At 71.5% G+C, this 15,106-nt stretch carries 17 protein-coding genes; 9 read left to right on the forward strand and 8 right to left on the reverse strand.

Annotated features, from left to right (window positions below):
* The first annotated feature begins 51 nt into the window (after positions 1–51).
* The 3 genes from HNR01_RS10420 (at position 52) to HNR01_RS10430 (ending at position 3,212) form a co-directional block, all read left to right on the forward strand.
* The gene (locus HNR01_RS10420) at positions 52–1,014 is read left to right on the forward strand and encodes a putative bifunctional diguanylate cyclase/phosphodiesterase (protein WP_309236178.1); all 963 of its coding nucleotides are present in this window, start codon (positions 52–54) and stop codon (positions 1,012–1,014) included.
* A 104-nt stretch (positions 1,015–1,118) separates the two neighbouring features.
* Positions 1,119–2,378 carry a GGDEF domain-containing protein gene (locus HNR01_RS10425; RefSeq protein ID WP_183667673.1) on the forward strand — a complete coding sequence of 420 codons (1,260 nt, stop codon included), beginning with the start codon at positions 1,119–1,121 and terminating at the stop codon, positions 2,376–2,378.
* Positions 2,379–2,408: 30 nt separating this feature from the next.
* Positions 2,409–3,212, forward strand: a complete 804-nt coding sequence (locus HNR01_RS10430) for an OmpW/AlkL family protein (protein ID WP_017484952.1) — start codon at positions 2,409–2,411, stop codon at positions 3,210–3,212.
* A 34-nt stretch (positions 3,213–3,246) separates the two neighbouring features.
* On the opposite strand, the gene HNR01_RS10435 is transcribed toward HNR01_RS10430, so the two are convergent.
* Complete coding sequence (locus HNR01_RS10435) at positions 3,247–3,681, reverse strand: hypothetical protein (protein WP_017484951.1); 435 nt, start codon at positions 3,679–3,681, stop codon at positions 3,247–3,249.
* A gap of 141 nt (positions 3,682–3,822) precedes the next feature.
* On the opposite strand from HNR01_RS10435, the gene HNR01_RS10440 reads away from it, so the two are divergent.
* The 3 genes from HNR01_RS10440 (at position 3,823) to ggt (ending at position 6,460) form a co-directional block, all read left to right on the forward strand.
* A complete protein-coding gene (locus HNR01_RS10440; RefSeq protein WP_017484950.1) occupies positions 3,823–4,014 on the forward strand; it encodes a hypothetical protein in 192 nt (63 codons plus the stop codon).
* A 251-nt stretch (positions 4,015–4,265) separates the two neighbouring features.
* Entirely contained in the window at positions 4,266–4,547 is a 282-nt protein-coding gene (locus HNR01_RS10445) for a hypothetical protein (protein WP_183667674.1), read from the forward strand.
* Between the two features lie 80 nt (positions 4,548–4,627).
* Positions 4,628–6,460, forward strand: coding sequence for a gamma-glutamyltransferase (gene ggt / locus HNR01_RS10450; RefSeq protein ID WP_183667675.1), 1,833 nt, complete (start codon positions 4,628–4,630; stop codon positions 6,458–6,460).
* On the opposite strand, the gene HNR01_RS10455 is transcribed toward ggt, so the two are convergent.
* Positions 6,430–7,371 (reverse strand): phosphotransferase, encoded by a 942-nt coding sequence (locus HNR01_RS10455; RefSeq protein ID WP_183667676.1) that lies wholly within the window; start codon positions 7,369–7,371, stop codon positions 6,430–6,432. The genes ggt and HNR01_RS10455 overlap by 31 nt on opposite strands.
* A 447-nt stretch (positions 7,372–7,818) precedes the next feature.
* On the opposite strand from HNR01_RS10455, the gene HNR01_RS10460 reads away from it, so the two are divergent.
* A complete protein-coding gene (locus tag HNR01_RS10460; RefSeq protein ID WP_183667677.1) occupies positions 7,819–8,610 on the forward strand; it encodes a lysophospholipid acyltransferase family protein in 792 nt (263 codons plus the stop codon).
* Positions 8,611–8,613: 3 nt separating this feature from the next.
* On the opposite strand, the gene HNR01_RS10465 is transcribed toward HNR01_RS10460, so the two are convergent.
* Genes HNR01_RS10465 through metX form a run of 3 tightly spaced genes read right to left on the reverse strand, consistent with a single transcriptional unit; the run spans position 8,614 to position 11,042 of the window.
* The gene (locus HNR01_RS10465; protein WP_246417465.1) at positions 8,614–9,132 is read right to left on the reverse strand and encodes an AAA family ATPase; all 519 of its coding nucleotides are present in this window, start codon (positions 9,130–9,132) and stop codon (positions 8,614–8,616) included.
* Positions 9,129–9,818 (reverse strand): methionine biosynthesis protein MetW, encoded by a 690-nt coding sequence (metW, locus tag HNR01_RS10470; protein WP_183667678.1) that lies wholly within the window; start codon positions 9,816–9,818, stop codon positions 9,129–9,131. The genes HNR01_RS10465 and metW overlap by 4 nt, the downstream gene beginning before the upstream one ends.
* A gap of 6 nt (positions 9,819–9,824) precedes the next feature.
* Positions 9,825–11,042, reverse strand: a complete 1,218-nt coding sequence (gene metX / locus HNR01_RS10475) for a homoserine O-acetyltransferase MetX (protein ID WP_183667679.1) — start codon at positions 11,040–11,042, stop codon at positions 9,825–9,827.
* A gap of 569 nt (positions 11,043–11,611) precedes the next feature.
* On the opposite strand from metX, the gene msrB reads away from it, so the two are divergent.
* Both msrB and msrA read left to right on the forward strand, forming a co-directional pair.
* Entirely contained in the window at positions 11,612–12,115 is a 504-nt protein-coding gene (gene msrB / locus HNR01_RS10480; RefSeq protein ID WP_183667680.1) for a peptide-methionine (R)-S-oxide reductase MsrB, read from the forward strand.
* A 42-nt stretch (positions 12,116–12,157) separates the two neighbouring features.
* Positions 12,158–12,904 carry a peptide-methionine (S)-S-oxide reductase MsrA gene (gene msrA / locus HNR01_RS10485; RefSeq protein ID WP_183667681.1) on the forward strand — a complete coding sequence of 249 codons (747 nt, stop codon included), beginning with the start codon at positions 12,158–12,160 and terminating at the stop codon, positions 12,902–12,904.
* 40 nt (positions 12,905–12,944) lie between these two features.
* On the opposite strand, the gene bfr is transcribed toward msrA, so the two are convergent.
* From bfr to HNR01_RS10495, 3 genes are all read right to left on the reverse strand, one after another.
* Positions 12,945–13,442 (reverse strand): bacterioferritin, encoded by a 498-nt coding sequence (bfr, locus tag HNR01_RS10490; RefSeq protein ID WP_017484938.1) that lies wholly within the window; start codon positions 13,440–13,442, stop codon positions 12,945–12,947.
* Between the two features lie 44 nt (positions 13,443–13,486).
* Positions 13,487–13,756, reverse strand: coding sequence for a (2Fe-2S)-binding protein (locus tag HNR01_RS27565; RefSeq protein ID WP_083920676.1), 270 nt, complete (start codon positions 13,754–13,756; stop codon positions 13,487–13,489).
* Positions 13,757–14,111: 355 nt separating this feature from the next.
* Positions 14,112–14,975, reverse strand: a complete 864-nt coding sequence (locus HNR01_RS10495; protein WP_153873947.1) for a universal stress protein — start codon at positions 14,973–14,975, stop codon at positions 14,112–14,114.
* Positions 14,976–15,106 lie beyond the last annotated feature (131 nt).

Raw genomic sequence — 15,106 nt, forward strand, 5'->3', positions numbered from 1 at the left:
GGTAGGTTCTCGACCCCGCACGAAGCGCGTCCGATGAGGAGCGTCCTCGCCGTGTCATCGCCCCGCCTGGCCTTCGCGGAGGCGGGCGGGCGCTCAGACCCGATCGGGCTCTCGAGTGTGGTCGATCCGGCTCGGCCGATTCCCGGTTCGGAGCCGTCCGCCGCGGAGGCCGGCCCGGGCGCCCGGACGATCCGGTCCCACCTTGAGGATCCGAGGGCCGCCGACGTCCAGGCCGCCCTCGCCGGGGGCGAGCTTTCACTGGCCTACCAGCCCATCGTGTCGGCGGCGACGGGGGCGATCTCCGGCTGCGAGGCGCTGCTGCGCTGGAACCACCCGATCCTGGGACCGGTCCCACCGGCCTCCTTCGTACCGCTCGCCGAGACGACGGGGGCGATCACGCCGATCGGCGCCTGGGTTCTCGACACCGCCTGCCGGCAAGCGGCGGCGTGGCCGGGCACCGGCCGGGTCTCGGTGAACGTCTCGCCGATCCAGATGCAGGAGCCGGGCTTCCCGGCCCGGGTCGCCGCGGCGCTGGGCGCCAGCGGACTGGCGACGGATCGCCTCGAGCTGGAGCTGACCGAAAGCGTCCTGATGCGGGACCCGGCCGCCGTGCTCCGCAACATCAGGACCCTCCGCGCGCTCGGGGTCAGCATCGCCCTCGACGATTTCGGGACCGGCTTCTCGTCGCTCGGCTACCTGCAGCAGCTCGTCTTCGACCGGATCAAGATCGACCGCTCGTTCATCGGGGCCCTGAATGGGGGAGGGACGAGCCGCTTCCTGATCCGGACGATGCACGACATCGCGCACCATTTCGGGATGGCGGTGACCGCCGAGGGCATCGAGACCGAGGACGAGGCGCGGACGCTTCGCGAGCTCGGTTCCGCGGAGCTGCAGGGCTTCCTGTTCGGTCCGCCCCTCCCGGGCGACGCCGTGGCGTCGCTCCTCCGGGAGCAGGGGCCGCGACGGGACGAGGCCGCGCGACAACCGCGATCCTCGGGACCCGCGGCCCCATGACGGGCCGCGCCCCCCGGCCCCTCACGATCGGGCGCCCCGCCGAACCGACCCTCCGCGCCCCGCCCCCCCGACATCCGGGCCTTCCGCACAGGAGCTGAACGGCCATGCTCGATTTCGATACGCTTCAGGTGGCCAGCATCAGCAGTCGTCTCGCCTTCGCCCTGGTCTTCTTCGTCACCCTGCTGCGGAATCCGCGCGAGATCTACTTCGGCGTCTGGGCCGGCGCGCTGTGCAGCTCGCTGACGGCCTCGTTCCTGATGGTGGCGGATCCCCCGGGCATCCCGCTGAATGCCGTGAAGGGGAGCGTGGTCTACGTCCTGTACGGCGCGAGCCTCGCCCTGTCCTGGGCGGGCCTGCGCCTCTTCTACGGGCGCCCGGCCCGCATTCCGCAGGTCGTCGCGCTCGCCCTCGGATCCGGCCTGCCCTACGGCATCCTGCTCGGGGCCGGGGCATCGGTGGCGTGGGGCCTCACCACGGTGTTCGGCGGCATCGCGCTGAGCACCGCCTTGTGCATCTTCGAGATCCTGAGAACGCCCGCCTCGATCCGCCTATGGACACAATACATCGTCCTGTTGGGCTTCGGCGGATACCTGTTCGTCTTCCTCCTGACGATCGGCGTGATCCACTTCGCGAGCGAGCGCCTCGCCTCGCCCGAGCAGGGCGTCTACGCGCTGCTGTTCGACCTGTGGTGCGGCGTCTTCATCCAAGTCGGCTATCTGGCCATGGTGAACGAGCGCGCGCAGCTGAAGCTCAGCCGCTTGGCCGAGACCGATCCGCTCACCGGTCTGGCGAACCGGCGCGGGCTGTTCGCGGCGATGCGACGGCGGGCCGGCCGCATGCCCGCACCGCCGCGCTGCGCGATCCTGCTGGCCGACATCGACCATTTCAAATCGATCAACGACACCCACGGACACGAGGGCGGCGACGCGGTTCTGATCGGCTTCGCGGAGCGGCTTCGCAACGTGATGCGCAAGGACGACGTCATCGCCCGCTGGGGCGGCGAGGAATTCCTGATCGTGCTCGATCAGGCCGATTCCATCGCCGCCATCGCCGTCGCCGAGCGGCTGCGCCGGACGGCGGCGGGGCAGCCCTTCGCCGTGAACGGAGCGGCCGTGACCGTGACCGCCAGCATCGGGGTCTCGGTCGTGGCCGTCGGCGAGGGGGGGATCGAGCCCGCCCTGTCCCGGGCGGACGCCGCCCTCTACGTCGCCAAGAGGGATGGCCGCAATCGCGTCTGCCTGGACCGGCCGTCCGGCCCGCCTCAGCCGGACAGCAGAAGCGCCCGAGCGGAGCCCCCCTGCGGGTGCCGCGGCGTCATGGACGCCGTCCCGATCGGCGGACAGCCGCGCTCCGAGTTGGCCTGAACCGATCGCCCCCTCGAACCGACACGAGCCATGGTCGTCCCCATCACCCTGTCCCTCCGCCCCTACGGGCGGGACCGCCACCCCGAGCGGTTCGCGCCGGAGCGGACGCCGCTCCGGCGCAAGCAGCCGCCGCGCGGCCGGGGCACGGACGGAACGTCGGCGTCCGTGACGGTGCGGCGGGGCCGCGCCCTCGCGGCCGCGCTCTGCCTGTTCGGCCTCCCCGTTCCCTGCCGGGCGGCCGATTCGGCCGCGGACACGACGGCGGCAGGGGGGCTGACCGCGGGCAGCCTCCTCGTTCGCGGCCGTGTCATCGGCTCCATCCCGGTCGGCCAGTCCTCGCACGTCGCGCCGATCGGCGGGCGCGTCATCACCCCGGCGCGTCCCCTGCCGGATCTCGACCTGACGTATTTCCTGTCCGATCACTTCGCGGTGGCGGGCCAGGTCGGCGTCGTGTCGACCCGGACCTCCATCCGCGGGTCGTTCATCGGCGACCTGCCGATCGGCTCGACCTGGAGCCTCTCCGCGACCGGCGCGGTACAGTTCCATTTCCGGCCCGGCGACCCGTTCAACCCGTATCTCGGCGCTGGCGCCGGCTACACGCATCCGATCGCCTACGAGCCGGCAAAGCCCCTCGTCACCGCGATGAAGGCCGACCCGCAACTGGGCCCGATGCTCCAGGCCGGTTTCGATTACCACCTCGCCGGCAACTGGTACGCCAACATGGAGATCAAGAAGATCTTCCTGCCGCCGCAGGTCTCCCGCATCGGAGCCGGCACCGCCACCGTGAGGCTCGACCTGCTGATCGTCGGCGCGGGCATCGGCTACCGCTTCTGAACGGCAGCCGGCTTCGGACCGGTCGGAGCGGCCCTCAGCGGGGGGCGCCGCGCCAGCCCTGCAGCCACGAGGTCACGGGATCGACCACGTAGGCCGCGACCGACGCGGCCCAGGTTCCGGCCCGGACGGCCAGGGGGAGGCCGGCCCTCCGCGCGGCCTCGTCCTCGCGGGCCTGTTCCTGCATCGTGGCGGCCACCAGACGGTCCTCGTGCTCCCGGCACTCGTCGAGGACGTTGCGTTGCGCGCCGGCCCGGCTCTGCCCCGGCCTCTGGCGGGCATGAGCCGCCCGCACGCAGCCGTGCCAATCCGCCTCGAGGGCGTCGAGATCGCGGGTGCCGGCCGCCGCCGAGCCGCCGCCGATCGCAGGCAGGGCCAAGGCCAGACACAAGGTCGAGAACAAGAACAAGGCCGCAGGCCGGGCAACGAGCGCGGCAATGGGGAGCCTCGGCGCGTTCATGGGGGCGAACATGGGAGCGAGATGCCTCCGAAGCCATCAAGGCCGGCTTAACGGACGGTCGATCCGGCGACCGACCAGCGACGGATCGAAGGAACGAGTCCGCCTCACGGCGCTTCCCACCTCCCGGCGATCAACGCCGCTACGGGAGACCCCATGGCCAAGGACGTGACCACCTACATCCTGAGACAGGCGCTCGCCGCGAAGGTCGCGGATCACATCGAGATCGCGGTGGAAGCCGAGGACGGAACCAAGTTCAAGATCCGGGCCACCCCGGAGCAGCTCGACGCGCTCACGGGCGATCTCGAATCGATCCTCGACGGGGACGACGCGGAGGACGCCGCCTAGACCCGCGCCACCCGGCGAGCGTGGCCCGACCACTCCCCGCGCCGCCGCCGCACGACGACCGGTGCCGACGCCGGCCCTCGATCATCCTCGGGGGCCGGAGGCCGGCACGCCGCTGTCCGCCGCCGGCCCCCGACGTCGCAGAACCGGCTCGGCAGCCGGTCGGACCGGATCCGGTCTCCGGGACAGGCCGCCGCGAACTTTGCGGGAGCCACCGGGTTGAGGGACGCGGCTTTTCTCGCACAGGACACCTCATGCGGCTCACCACGATCGCGCTCGCCCTGGCGCTGAGCATCCCGACGGCGGTCGGCCCCTTGGCCGCCGAGGAAGCGCGGCCCTCGCCGCCGAGTCCCAAGGCGTCGGCCACGGGATCGCGCCCGGTCCCCGGTCCGAGCACGGCCGTTCCTCCGGCCGGGACCCCGAACGAGCCGGCCGTCGTCGGCGGCACGCCGGGCGCCGTGATCGGCGGCACCCCGACGAGCGGACCGCCGGGGACCGGCGGCGCCGCGGGCGGTCCCTCGTTGAGCGGGCAGTAGAGCGGCACGGCGAACCGGCGGCGTTCGGGAGCGTCACCGGGGAACGTGGCTGCGTCTCGCATTTGCGATAAGTTCGCGGCATGAGCCCGACCTCGCCGATCCGCGCCGTCCTCGCCCTGCTCCTCGCCGCCGCCCCCGCGGGGCCGACCCGAGCGCAAGTCTCCGAGCCGGTCTCGGAGCAACTCCCCACGCAGGCCCAAGCCCGACGGCAGGCCCCCGCACTGGCGGTGCCGCCCGCGCCCGAGCCGCCGCCGATCCAGTCGGACGAGGCCCGCCTCCTGCCGGTGCTCGCCAGCCGCGGCATGGTCTCGTCCCAGGACGCGCTCGCCACCCGCGTCGGCGTCGAGATCCTGAGGAAGGGCGGCAACGCCGTCGACGCGGCGGTGGCGGTCGGCTTCGCGCTGGCCGTCACCCTGCCGCGGGCGGGCAATCTCGGCGGCGGCGGCTTCATGATGGTGCATCGCGCCGCGGCCGAGGACAGGGTCGCCGACACCATCGCGATCGATTACCGCGAGACCGCCCCGGCGGCGTCCACCGCCGACATGTTCCTGAACCCGCAGGGCGAGCCCGACCGCGCCGCCTCCACCCGGTCCGGCAAGGCGGTGGGTGTGCCCGGCACGGTGCGGGGCCTCGCCGAGGCCCACCGGCGCTACGGTTCGGGCAAGTTCACCCTGGCCGAACTGATCGCCCCGGCGGAGCGGCTCGCCCGCGACGGCATTCCGGTCGAGTCGGGTCTGGCGGATTCCCTGCCGCGGGCCGCGGGTCTGCTCGGGCAGTGGCCGTCGAGCCGGGCGGTGTTCTTCGAGGGCGGCCACGTGCTCCCGCGCGGCGCGACGCTGCGCCAGACCGATCTCGCCGACACCCTGAAGGCGATTGCCGAGCGGGGGCCGGACGCCTTCTACGAGGGGCCGATCGCGCAGAAGATCGCGGCGGCGGTGCAGGGCGCGGGCGGCATCATGACGGCGGCCGACCTCGCCGCCTACCGGCCGGAGATCCGCACGCCGGTGCGCGGCCGCTATCGCGGCTACGAGATCGTCTCGATGCCGCCGCCGAGTTCCGGCGGGGTGCATCTCATTGAGATCCTCAACATCCTGGAGGGCTACGACCTCGCCGGGATGGGTGCGGGGAGCGCAGGGGCGCTGCACATGCTGGCCGAGGCGATGAAGCCGGCCTACGCCGATCGGGCGACCTGGCTCGGCGATCCGGCGCGGACCAAGGTCCCCGTCGCGGGACTCACCGCCAAAGCCTACGCCGCCACCCTGCGCGAAAAGATCGACCCGGAGCGGGCGAAGACCGCGGCGGAGGTGAGCGCCGGCAATCCGCTCCCCCACGAGTCCGATCAGACCACGCATTTCTCCGTGGTGGATGCGGAGGGCAACGCCGTCTCCAACACCTACACGCTGAACTTCTCCTACGGGATTGGGCTCGTCGCCGAGGGAACGGGCGTGCTGCTCAACAACGAGATGGACGATTTCTCCGCCAAGACCGGGGCGCGCAACGCCTACGGCCTTGTCGGCGGCGAGGCCAACGCCGTGGCGCCGGGGGCGCGCCCGCTCTCCTCGATGACGCCGACCTTCGTGTTCCGGGACGGCAAACTGTTCCTCGTCACCGGAAGCCCGGGGGGCAGCCGCATCATCACGACGGTGCTTCAGGTCATCGTGAACGTGCTCGACTTCCGCATGAACCTCGCCCAGGCGGTCGCGGCGCCGCGCATTCACCACCAGTGGCAGCCCGACGTGCTGATGGCCGAGGAGGGGATCTCGCCCGACACGCTCGCCCTGCTGCGGGCCAAGGGCCACAATGTGAAGGTCGGCGCGACCTCGGGCTCGGCCAACTCGGTGATGGCCGAGGACGGCCTGCTCGCCGGGGCGTCCGATCCGCGTCAGCGGGGGACGCTGGCCGAAGGGCCTTGAGCGGCAGCGTCCCCGCCGGAGTCCGAACCGGGGCTCTGCTCCGAATCCGCGAACAGGCTCGCCTTCTCGAAATCCGGACTTTTGGCGGCCAATGCCGCGATCGCGGCGAGCAACTCGGCGTCTGTGCCGGAGGGCTGGCCGAACAGGCGCGCGACCGCCACCGGCAGGCGCCACGCGGCGATGGCCTCCCGGGGCATGCCGCTCGCCGCGCGGTAGCCGGCCACGTACCACGCCGCGATCAGCCGGCGCGCCAACCGCACGGGGGCAAGCCGGCTGAACCAGGCGGGGCCGAACCGGCCGTAGCGCAGCATCAGTTCGGAGCGGGCCGCATCCGCGGCGGGATCGCCGGCGGCGGCCTTCTGCCAATCGATCAGGTGCAGCCCGGCCCGGGTCGAGATCACGTTGCCGGGATGCAGGTCGCCGTGACAGAGCCGATCCCCCTCCGGCAACCGGGCGAGGGCGGCCAGCGCCGCCTCTCGCAGAGGCTCGGGCACCCGCGCGCCCTCGATCTCATGGCGCAGACGGGCACGAAGCGAGGGTAGCCCCGCGGCGGGGAAGGCGTGGACCGCGTGCTGGATCCGCGCCAAGCGGCGCAGCGCCAGCAGCAGCCCGAGCGGGTTGCAGGCGTAGCGCAGGATCATCGGCGGCCCGTCGAGACGCACGAACAGGATGCCGGTGCGCCCGGCCCGTCCGACGATGCCGAAGGCCTGCGGCACCGGCAGGCCGAAACCGTGGGCGAGGCGGCTCGCCGCCAGTTCATTGGCCACCGCCTCCGGCTCGAAGGGCCGGCGGTAGAGCTTCACCACCCGGTCCGATCCCTCGGCGAACACCTCCGAAGAACGGCCGGCCCCGAGGCGATCCGACACCGCGCCGGGCGGGCAGGGAAGGCGAAGGCACGGGGCACAGACCATGGATGCCGCTCCGCGCGCGCTCCAAGGAGGGTCCGCTCGCTCGCGAACGCCCTCTCCGTCCCCTTACGTCCAGGCTATCGACAAGTCATGCGATCGTAAAGGTCATCTGTCAGCGCGAAAATTCCGCTATAGCTCACGCATCTATCGAGAATCCCCGGGATATAGATCTGGATTTTCAGAAATAATTCCTATGATGTGCTATAGCGCACCTCTGCATTACGGCGATCGGTCCGACCAGGCCCCTTCTGCACCTCGCATCACCTTCGTCGATCCCGCAGCCGGCCCCGGTGACCAGCCGGGCTCGGCCGCAAGCGAGCCGGATGAGCCGATGGCCGGGAGCGCCGCGAAGGGGTGACGACGGGGCCGCTGACGCGGGTTTCCGCAAGGCGACGGTGGGCAAGCGCGGACACCCGCGATAAAGGAGCGGCAGCCTCACGCGGACCACCGATGCTCCTCCTCCGTTCGCTCGCCTTCAACCTCTCGTTCTACGTCGCGACGACCCTGATCGCGATCTTCGGCCTGCCGGCGCTCGCCTCGCGCAAGGCCGTCATCCGGGTGGCCCAGTTCTGGGGCCGCACGGTGATGGTGCTGCTGCGGGTCGTCGGCGGAGCGCGGGTGGAGTTCCGCGGCCTGGAGAACATCCCGCCGGGCCCGCTGCTGGTGGCCGCCAAGCACCAGTCGGCCCTGGAGACCCTGGCGCTCACGGTGGCGTTCGAGGATTTCGCCTACGTGCTCAAGCGCGAGCTGATGTGGATTCCCGTGATCGGCTGGTATCTCGGCCGGGGCGGCATGGTGCCGATCGACCGCTCCAAGGGGGCCAAGACCATGGCGGCGCTCAACGCGGCGGCGGCCGGGGCGATCCGCGACGGGCGCCAGCTCATCATCTTCCCCGAGGGCACCCGCCGCCCGGCCGGGGCGCCGCCCGCCTACAAGCAGGGCGCCTCCCACCTCTACGCGGCGCTGAACGTGCCCTGCCTGCCGGTGGCCCTCAACACCGGCCTGTACTGGCGCCGCCGAGGCTTCCGCCGGATGCCGGGCACCACGGTGATCGAGTTCCTGCCGGTGATCCCGCCGGGCCTGTCCCGCGCCGCCTTCCTCGCCGAGGTGCAGAACCGGATCGAGACGGCCTCCGACGCGCTGCTCGCCGAGGGTCGCGCCGACCTCGCCCGGCACGGCCACCCGGTCGCCGTGGCGATGGGCGGCTCGGCCCCGGTGACGGACACGTCGGGAACGCTGTGACGATCAACCGGCTGCAAACCGGCGGATCGCGGACGCCCCGCGCAGGACGATCCGGCGCCCCGAAAAGCTCTCGACCAGAGCGAGGTTGCGCGCCCGGCGGATGCGGTTCCACGTCGCCGTGTAGTGCAGAAATTCGAAGCTGAGCTGCTCCGGGCAGCCCTCGGCCCCCTCGGGGCGAACCCGCCCCAAGCTCGACAGCGTCCGCCGCAGTACCCGCGCCGTGCAGCGCCACGCCGGCATGTCGAGATAGATCACCGTGTCGGCCCGCGCGAACCGGGGCGCGATCGTGTCTGTGTAATTGCCGTCAACGACCCAGGCCGGGAGGGCGGCGATCCGCTCGACCTCGGCGCGGAAGGAAGCGGGCTCGGCCTCCACCCAGCCGGGCCGCCAATAGGCCCGGTCGAGATGGAACACCGGCAGGCCGTGCCGGGCGCCGAGATCACGGGCGAGCGTCGATTTCCCGCTGCCCGGCGGTCCGAGGATCACGATCCGCTGCGGCGAATCCGACGGCGGAGGGTTCACCCCCGCTCCCCGCCGCGCCTCAGCAGGAACACGCCCTGCGCGCCGATCAGGTTCCAGAACCACCACGGCATCGAGAAGCGCATCGGGCGTCCCCGCGCGTCGAGGGCGGTGGCCTTCTCGATGCGGGCGCCGACGTCGCGGCACAGGCCGACGAAGTCGCGGATCGTGCAATGATGGATGTTGGGGGTCTCGTACCACGTCTCCGGCATGATCTCGGTGACGGGCATCCGGCCGCGGAAGGCGAGTTCGGCCCGCACCCGCCAATGGCCGAAATTCGGGAACGAGATGATGGCCTGCCGCCCGATCCGCAGCAGGTGCTCCAGCACGATGCGCGGGTTGCGGGTGGCCTGGATGGTCTGGGACAGGACCACCACGTCGAAGGCGTCGTCGGGATAGTTGGCGAGATCGGTGTCGGCGTCGCCCTGGATCACCGGCAGGCCGCGGGCGAGGCAGGCGTTGACGCCCTCGCGCGACAGCTCGATGCCGCGGCCGTCGACCCCGCGCCGGTCCCGCAGCAGCGCCAGGAGCGAGCCGTCGCCGCAGCCGATATCGAGGACGCGCGCGCCCGGCGGCACGAGGCCGAGCACGACGATATGGTCGATGCGGGCCGCGCCCTCGCCCCGCGGCAGGGATTCGGCGGCGTCCCACGGCACGCCCGAGGCGGCGTCGGTCAGGCTCTCGCTCATCGTGATCTACAATCCTCGCGCCCGGGCCGCCGCGTCGATGAAGCCCCTGGCGGCGGAGAACATCGCCGGCTCGTCGAGCAGGAAGGCGTCGTGGCCCTTGTCGCTCTCGACCTCGACGAAGGCGACGGGCGCGGCCACCGCGTTCAGGGCGTGGACGATGGCGCGGGAATCGGCGGTCGGAAACAGCCAGTCCGAGGTGAAGGACATCACGCAGAAGCGGGTCTTCGAGCCGCGGAAGGCGTTGGCCAGCACGCCGCCATGGTCCTCGGCGAGGTCGAAATAGTCCATCGCCCGCGTCAGGTAGAGATAGGCGTTGGCGTCGAAGCGCTCGACGAAGCTGAGGCCCTGGTGGCGCAGGTAGCTCTCGATCTGGAAGTCGGCGTTGAAGGAGAAGGTTGGCGCCGCCCGGTTCTGCAGGCGGCGGCCGAACTTGCGGTGCAGCGCGGGCTCCGACAGGTAGGTGATGTGCGCGCCCATCCGCGCGACGCCCAGGCCCTTGGCCGGCCGCGTGCCCTCTTCGAGATAGCGTCCGTCGGCCCAGGCGGGGTCGGCCATGATCGCCTGCCGGCCGACCTCGTGGAAGGCGATGTTCTGCGCCGAGTGGCGCGCGCCGGTGGCGATCGGCATCGCGGCAAACACGCGCTCGGGGAAGAGCGAGGCCCATTGCAGCACCTGCATGCCGCCCATCGAGCCGCCGATACAGAGGAACAGATCGGAAATGCCGAGCCGGTCGAGCAGCATCGCCTGGGCGCGGACCATGTCGCGGATCGTCACGAGCGGGAAGTCGAGCCCGTAGGGACGCCCGGTCTCCGGATTGAGCGAGGCGGGCCCGGTCGAGCCCATGCAGGAGCCGATGACGTTCGAGCAGACGACGAAGTAGCGGTCGGTGTCGACCGGCTTGCCCGGCCCCACCAGGGTCTCCCACCAGCCGGGCTTGCCCGTGACGGGGTGGCGGTGGGCGAAGTGCTGGTCGCCGGTCAGCGCGTGGCAGATCAGCACCGCGTTCGAGCGCCGGGCGTTGAGGGTGCCGGCGGTCTGGTAGGCGATCTGGAAGGGGCCGAGACGCGCGCCGGAATCCATGGCGAGCGGTTCGTCGGCGGAAAACGGCATCACGGGACTGCGCGGGTCCGAGGCCGGCGAGGCCTCGTAGACGGCCCGGCGCGGGTCCTGCCGCGGGACGGTCTCGGCGTCGCGCTCGGCGGTCTGGGGGAGGGTGGAGTCCATGGCGTGTCCCGGGTGCCGGCCCTGGAACCGGTCCCGAGCGGACCGGCACCGACGGTCCCGCTGCGGCGCGGGCGGACGGAACGATGCGCCCGCGAGCGTGTCTTGGGAGCCTGTCTTGGCCGGCTGATCAAAGGAGGTAATGTGCGCGTTCCCAAGCGTCAACGCGGGGCGCCGCCCGGAGAGCGCGGCGCAGAGGGCGGCGTTCGCTGGCGCACATGCCCAGTCTCGATCCCCGCCCGATCCTCGGCTCGCGCGGACCAGGAACACGCGCTCGTCACCGGAACGGGCGGTGCAACCCTAACGGATGTCAATGCGGCCGCAGCGGCGCCGGCCTAACCCTGTCCCTGCCTCGGATGTCCCTCCGAGGATGTCATCACCAACCCTCCTCGCCCCGCGCCCCGTCGGCAGCGGGGTTTTCTTTGCGCCGATCGGCGCGCCGGCCGAGCCGAGGATCGCGCGGCGGCGGCCGCCGGGCCGCCTGCGGCGGTTCGTCTGGGCGGCGGAGCGGACCGATCCGTGCTATCGATTGCGCGCGATCGAGTGCTCTTTACTCGCCGGAGTCCCCGCGCATGAACCGTCGCCAGACCTTGCGAGCCGGAGCCTCGCTGCTGGGCCTGCTCGCCGCCTCCCGCCTCCCGGGCGTCCAGGCCGCCCCCGCCGCCGCGGCAGGTTTCGAGATCGAGAGATCCGAGGCCGAGTGGCGCGCGCTGCTTTCGCCCGCCGCCTACCGGGTCCTGCGCGAGCACGGCACCGAGCGGGCCTATACGAGCCCGCTCAACGACGAGAAGCGCCCGGGCCGCTTCTCCTGCGCCGGCTGCGACCTGCCGCTGTTCTCATCGAAGACGAAGTTCGACAGCGGCACCGGCTGGCCGAGCTTCTTCGAACCCCTGCCCAACGCGGTCGGCACCCAGACCGACACCGCCTACGGCATGCGGCGCACGGAGGTGCATTGCCGCCGCTGCGGCGGTCATCTCGGCCACGTCTTCGAGGACGGCCCGAAGCCGACCGGCCTGCGCTACTGCATGAACGGCGTGTCTCTGCGCTTCGAGCCCGCCGCCGAGGGTCCGGCCTGAGACGCGGATCGAGACCGAGGACCCGACCCGAGGAGCACGACCATGATGCGCGACCGCTTCCGCCCGCTGACCCCCTACCTCATCGGCGGCTTGGCCGGCCTCGCTCTGCTCGCCGGGGCGGCCCTTCCCCCGGCGCCCGCCGCGGCGGAAGACGGCGGACGACGCCTGCCCGAGGCGGCGATGACGGCCCGGGAGACGGCCAAGGAGGCGGTGAAGGGCGGGTCCGGCCTGCGCACGGCGACCTTCGCGGGCGGCTGCTTCTGGGGCGTACAGGGCGTGTTCCAGCACGTGAAGGGCGTGAAGAACGCGGTGTCCGGCTATGCCGGCGGCAGCCGGGCGAGCGCCCGCTACGACGAGGTCGGCACCGGGCGCACCGGGCACGCGGAAGCGGTGCAGGTGACCTACGATCCGGCGGTGATCCGCTACGACGAGCTGCTGCAGATCTTCTTCTCGGTGGCGCTCGATCCGACCGAGGTGAACCGGCAGGGCCCGGATACCGGCCCGCAATACCGCTCGGCGCTGTTTCCCGCGGATGCGGAGCAGGCCCGGGTCGCCGGGGCCTACATCGCCCAGCTCGATGCCGCGAAGGCTTTCTCGAAGCCCATCGCCACCAGGATCGAGTCCGGCGCCTTCTACCCGGCGGAGGGCTACCATCAGGACTACATGACGCTGCACCCGACCAACAGCTACATCGTCGCCAACGATGCGCCGAAGCTGCGGGACCTGAAGGCGCTGTTCCCCGAGCGGGCGAACGCGCAGCCGGTGCTGGTGGGCCGCCCGCCGGCCTGAGCGGGCATCCCCTCCCCGCGAGGGGAGGGGCGGGAGCGGATCACTCCGTCTCGGGCGCGATCTGCTCCAGGCCGCCGACATGGCGCTGGGCGTAGAGCGGCAGACCGATCTGGCCGATCAGGTCGAGCTGCGTCTCGAGGAAGTCGATATGGCCTTCCTCGTCCTCGGCGAGATCCTCGAACAGCCGCTTCGAGACGCGGTCGTTGATCGAGTCGCAGTACTTGGCGGCCTCGAGATAGAGCGCGCGCGCCTCGTTCTCGGCGGCGAGATCGCACTCGATGATCTCCTGGACGTTCTGGCCGATCCGCAGCGGGTCGAGCTCCTGCAGGTTCGGGAAGCCGTCGAGGAACAGGATCCGGTCGATGAACCGATCGGCGTGGTTCATCTCCTCGATCGATTCCTTGCGCCAGAACTTGGCGAGATCGACGTAGCCCCAGTCGTTCAGCAGGCGAAAGTGCAGCCAGTACTGGTTGACGGCCGTCAGCTCGCTGCGCAGGCCCCGGTTCAGATACTCGATGACCTTGGCATCGCCCTTCATCCGTCACTCTCCTCGTGAGGCGTCGGGACGAACGACCGCTCGTCTCAGGCTGCGACGCCCTCTGGCTCCCTTGTAGTTTGGAATGATCCCAAACTGCAAGACGCTTCGCAGGCGCTCGAACAGGCGTGGACGGGCGCGGCCTCATCCATGGCCTTGCGCAGGATTGAGCGGATGGTGCGGGCGCAGCGCCCGCATTTCGGGCTGCAGCCGAGACAGCCATAGACCTGGGCCGGGGTGCGGGGGCAGCCCGGACCCGGCTGCAGGCACGCGCGTACCTGTCCGTCGGAGAGGACGTTGCAAGAGCAGACAATCATGCGGGCGATCGCAACCTGTCGTGCCTGTCGGAAATGCTGGCCCGTGAGAACCGGCGGAGCCCGAAGCCTTCCGATCATTCGCGCCGCTCAAAGCCACCGGAAACCGGCCGATTTGAGGCGATCGCAGATTAGAATGATTGAAAACTTCAACCTTTTCAGGAATTTAGCCATCGAACTCCGTCATGGCAACTCCCGAAGGGCACGATTGAATACGGCGCGAGGCATCGTCGCCACCGCCCCCGGATCCGCAGCGGCCCTGTGAGCCGGCGCAGGCTTGGCGGCGCGTTCGGCCGAACGTCCTCGGGGACAACGAAAAATCCTCGGGTCGGCGGATCGCGGGCGCAGGCGCCGCCGCTCAGTGCGCCATCAGCACCGGCACGGTCGCGTGCGACAGGATGTGGCTGGTCGGGCCGCCGAAAATCATCTGGCGCAGGCGGCTCTGGGTATAGGCGCCCTTGATCAGGAGATCGCAGCCGAAGGATTCGGCATGGTCGAGGTAGAGCTCGCCGGGGGTACGGCGGCCGGCGGGAAGCGCCTTGTGGCCCGCCTCGATCCCCTCGCAGGCGAGCGAGCGGGCGACGTCCTCGGCGCTCGGCCCCGGCACCATGCCGCCCTCGGCGCTGAGCACGAGCACGCGCCGGGCGCGGCGCAGGAACGGCATGGCGAAGGCGACGGCCCGCGCCGTCTCGGTCGAGCCGTTCCAGGCGATCAGGATCGCTTCGCCGAGGCAGGCTGGGGCTTCCGGCGGTGCGAGGAGGATCGGGCGCCCGCTCTCGAACAGGGCGGTCTCGAAGGTGGTCATGCGCGGCGCGCCGTCATCGGCACCGGGCCGGCCGACGACGGTCGCCGAGAACAGCCGCGCGTACTGGCCGAGGAAGGCGTCGCCGGGCGGCACGTCGGGCTGCCAGCGGTAGCGCGGCCCGGCATTGGCCACGGCATCCGGGGCGCAGGAGGCGCCGGGTTCGCGACGGGGCAGGCCGGCCGCCTCCATCGCCGCGACGAAGCGTTGCCCCGCATCCTGGGCCTCGGCCTGGTCGGCCTCCTCGTCGCGCAGCCACGTCATGCCGCCGACCATGTCGACGGGCACGTATTCGGCGAGCGCCGGGCGCAGGGCCACACCCTCGATCAGGCTGCCGAAGCGGCGCGCCACCAGCACCGCGGTCGCGAAGACCGAGGGCAGGGCGTCATGGAGGGTGACCGGAACGAGCAGGGTCTTCATGGCCGGCCTCCGAGGGATGCGAGGGGCTGCGGGAGCGACGTGTCCGGCGAAAGGCTAGTTCGAAACCGAGCCCGGGAAAACCGCGCGGCGGGCGGTCATCCCCGCCCTCGTCGCCGTTTCCGGCCCGGGCC

The organism is Methylorubrum rhodesianum, from assembly GCF_014199985.1.
Lineage (GTDB): Bacteria > Pseudomonadota > Alphaproteobacteria > Rhizobiales > Beijerinckiaceae > Methylobacterium > Methylobacterium rhodesianum.

What these genes read in the sequence shown, in the direction of transcription:
- HNR01_RS10460 (WP_183667677.1), top strand. Translation starts at nt 7,819, where the DNA reads ATGCTCCTCCTCCGTTCGCTCGCCTTCAACCTCTCGTTCTACGTCGCG.
- bfr (WP_017484938.1), bottom strand. Translation starts at nt 13,442, where the DNA reads ATGAAGGGCGATGCCAAGGTCATCGAGTATCTGAACCGGGGCCTGCGC.
- HNR01_RS10440 (WP_017484950.1), top strand. Translation starts at nt 3,823, where the DNA reads ATGGCCAAGGACGTGACCACCTACATCCTGAGACAGGCGCTCGCCGCG.
- HNR01_RS10455 (WP_183667676.1), bottom strand. Translation starts at nt 7,371, where the DNA reads ATGGTCTGTGCCCCGTGCCTTCGCCTTCCCTGCCCGCCCGGCGCGGTG.
- HNR01_RS10425 (WP_183667673.1), top strand. Translation starts at nt 1,119, where the DNA reads ATGCTCGATTTCGATACGCTTCAGGTGGCCAGCATCAGCAGTCGTCTC.
- HNR01_RS27565 (WP_083920676.1), bottom strand. Translation starts at nt 13,756, where the DNA reads ATGATTGTCTGCTCTTGCAACGTCCTCTCCGACGGACAGGTACGCGCG.
- msrB (WP_183667680.1), top strand. Translation starts at nt 11,612, where the DNA reads ATGAACCGTCGCCAGACCTTGCGAGCCGGAGCCTCGCTGCTGGGCCTG.
- HNR01_RS10435 (WP_017484951.1), bottom strand. Translation starts at nt 3,681, where the DNA reads ATGTTCGCCCCCATGAACGCGCCGAGGCTCCCCATTGCCGCGCTCGTT.
- metX (WP_183667679.1), bottom strand. Translation starts at nt 11,042, where the DNA reads ATGGACTCCACCCTCCCCCAGACCGCCGAGCGCGACGCCGAGACCGTC.
- metW (WP_183667678.1), bottom strand. Translation starts at nt 9,818, where the DNA reads ATGAGCGAGAGCCTGACCGACGCCGCCTCGGGCGTGCCGTGGGACGCC.
- HNR01_RS10495 (WP_153873947.1), bottom strand. Translation starts at nt 14,975, where the DNA reads ATGAAGACCCTGCTCGTTCCGGTCACCCTCCATGACGCCCTGCCCTCG.
- HNR01_RS10445 (WP_183667674.1), top strand. Translation starts at nt 4,266, where the DNA reads ATGCGGCTCACCACGATCGCGCTCGCCCTGGCGCTGAGCATCCCGACG.
- ggt (WP_183667675.1), top strand. Translation starts at nt 4,628, where the DNA reads ATGAGCCCGACCTCGCCGATCCGCGCCGTCCTCGCCCTGCTCCTCGCC.
- msrA (WP_183667681.1), top strand. Translation starts at nt 12,158, where the DNA reads ATGATGCGCGACCGCTTCCGCCCGCTGACCCCCTACCTCATCGGCGGC.
- HNR01_RS10430 (WP_017484952.1), top strand. Translation starts at nt 2,409, where the DNA reads ATGGTCGTCCCCATCACCCTGTCCCTCCGCCCCTACGGGCGGGACCGC.